The 2,615-nt window shown below is 32.8% G+C and carries 3 protein-coding genes and 1 pseudogene; 2 read left to right on the plus strand and 2 right to left on the minus strand.

Annotated features, from left to right (window positions below):
* A partial coding sequence (locus AC0UBM_RS18295) for a transposase (RefSeq protein WP_475689629.1) occupies window positions 1-894 on the minus strand: 894 nt, incomplete at its 3' end.
* A gap of 213 nt (window positions 895-1,107) precedes the next feature.
* Here AC0UBM_RS18295 and AC0UBM_RS18300 point away from each other — a divergent pair.
* Together AC0UBM_RS18300 and AC0UBM_RS18305 are read left to right on the plus strand one after the other, a co-directional pair.
* Complete coding sequence (locus AC0UBM_RS18300) at window positions 1,108-1,248, plus strand: hypothetical protein (RefSeq protein ID WP_475689630.1); 141 nt, start codon at window positions 1,108-1,110, stop codon at window positions 1,246-1,248.
* 15 nt (window positions 1,249-1,263) lie between these two features.
* Window positions 1,264-1,887, plus strand: coding sequence for a hypothetical protein (locus AC0UBM_RS18305; RefSeq protein ID WP_475689631.1), 624 nt, complete (start codon window positions 1,264-1,266; stop codon window positions 1,885-1,887).
* A gap of 74 nt (window positions 1,888-1,961) precedes the next feature.
* On the opposite strand, the pseudogene AC0UBM_RS18310 reads toward AC0UBM_RS18305, so the two are convergent.
* Window positions 1,962-2,615: pseudogene (locus AC0UBM_RS18310) on the minus strand (IS110 family transposase); the annotation flags it as partial.

Raw genomic sequence — 2,615 nt, forward strand, 5'->3', positions numbered from 1 at the left:
TTTTACGCGCTTAACAATATCTGGTAAATGCTGACTGTCTTTACCGTCTGCATGGTACGCTTTTATATCGCTTATAACATGGTTTGCAGTATCTACAGTAAGCTGACTGAGGTAATTAAGTTTTCTTGCTTTGCCGGGTTTTACACTAATACGCGCATCGGGATCGGTGGGGCTATAATGTGTTTTATTACTCGTGTAGCGACTGCCTTTAGCGCCGGCTCCTGGGCGAGCATCTTGATCTTTTGCCCATTTGGTATTACGGCTTTTTATAGCTTGTAATTCCTTGTGAGATGCAGATAAAGTTTGCTGATTTTTATCTGCTTTGTTTTCTTTAGATTGCCTTAAAGGGGTGTGCTTATCTCGATTGCTAATGTTACGAATATGGCGCAGGTGATTCTCTAAATCTTCTTCAGGAACTTTAAGTTCTAAAGTATCCATGGAAGCATTGGCTTTTACAGGAGCAGAATCTATTGTTTGCGTGTGTCCAGCGACCATACCTGCGGATACACATAGTTCAAAAACCTTTATAAAAACAGATTCAAAAACGTCTTCCGGAAATAATTGTCGTGTACGGCTAATGGTAAAGTGCCACGGTAATTCTTCGTCTATATCATAACCTAAAAAATACAGTATATCCAAACGCATGCTACAATGTGCAATAAGCTTGCGATGGCTAGTTATATTTTCTAAATATCCCACTAAACAAAGTTTAAAAAATACAATGGGATCGATGCTTTTTTGTCCGCTTGATCCATAGAACTTTTGAGTGGTTTTATAAAGAAAATTAAGATCTATAGCTGTATGAAGCCGCCGGTAGAAATTGTCTTCTGGCACACGTTCGCTAAGTCTAAATTGATTGAATAGTTTCTCTTGATATGTCTTTTTTCCCTGCATACATAAAGATAAGAAACGTTCATTTTTTAAGCAATTGCATTACTACTTTTTTCTTAACTTGTGCAACAGGCACATTGTATAAAAATAATGCTTAAATTAGTGCTTAATCAAAGGTTAGTGCAATTTTGTTACGTCTGATTTTCCTTCGGAAAATCCTCGCACACAAAATCGCACTATTCTTATACGAGACCGTTGTAAAACATTAAAAAACCGATGACTAAAAAAGTAAAAAATCCTTATCAATGTAAAGTATGTGAAGGTGATAAAATGGTTCAATCTGAAAATGGTGATAAATTAATTGAGTGTCCTAATTGTAAAGGAAAAGGAACTTATAATCCATATGATACAAACTAAACATTAAATAAAGTAATGGAAAAATACAGGAAAGTATTCCAAGGAAACCCTGATTTTAACAAATCTGCTTTTGTCAATTGGCGTATAGATAAAGATGATCCTATTGGAAATCTAATTTCGATGGGGCAAGGATTTATAAAATCTAGTAAATTCACATTAGAACTTTGCATAAAAGATAACTACGACAAAATTGGTGATGAATTAATATTTCCGATTTTAACAAACCTAAACCACGGTATTGAACTCTACCTTAAGGCGCTTATTTGGACTTTAAATAATATCCAATCAAATGAGTGTATTTTCCCAAAAACACATAATCTATATAATTTAATGACTCATTCCCTAGAAAGAATAGAAGCCGTTGATGGAGAAGAAGCTCTTGAGGAATTTACCCAAACTTCTATTACTTTGTTAGATTATATTAAAGAAATTAATGAAACAATTAAAACAGATAGCAAATCCGATAATCTCGATTTTTCAAGATACCCCTTTAGTAGAAAATTAGAAAATCATTTTTATTTAAATACTTATCAAAATGTTGAAATAGATATGCCCAATCTATTAGAGATAATTAATAAAATCGAAACAATACTAGATGATAGAGTTAATTATTTTTATTATCATAGACTGTTAGAATAGTCAATTAATAAAACAAATAAGTAAAGAAAACGTTTTACAACAAAGTACTGTGGTAAAAAACAAGTAAAAAAGCATTAACTTTTCACTAAAGTACTTCTATAAGAATCATCATATATTAAACCAGATTTTGCGATAGCAAAAGCCTGTTTTAAAAGCTTATTACACACAGCTATTAAAGCCAGTTTTTACTCTTCCCTTTTGCTACAATTCGTTCATAAATATCTCTGCATACTTTGTTGTATTTACAAGCATTAAAACTGCACATAAATAATAAATTACGAAGCTTTTGATTTCCTATTTTACTTATTCTACTGCGTCCATTTACACTGCTACCACTCTTTCTAACTACAGGAGTTAATCCAGCATAACTGCAGAGTTCACTACCGCTTGTAAAACGCTCAAAACCATCTGTAAGAACCACAAGCATCAATGCCGTTTTGTTTCCAATTCCTGGTATACTTTTTAAGCGAGTTAATACATCCTGGTGGACTTCTTTAACTAATACCATCAGTTTATCTTCTAAAGTTTTGATTTCTTTTAAAACGTGTTTTAAGCTTCGTTTTATAGAACTTACAACTGCTTTGCTAGGATTTCCTAAAACAGCTTCATCATGTATTTTATTCTTCAGCATAGTGCTCTGTTTTGTATACACAGAAAGGAGTCTGGTCATTTGAAGACATTCTGTTTGATGTTTGGATTGACCTTCCCAAAGCTTTAAATCTACTTGT

The organism is Formosa sp. F44, from assembly GCF_056238645.1.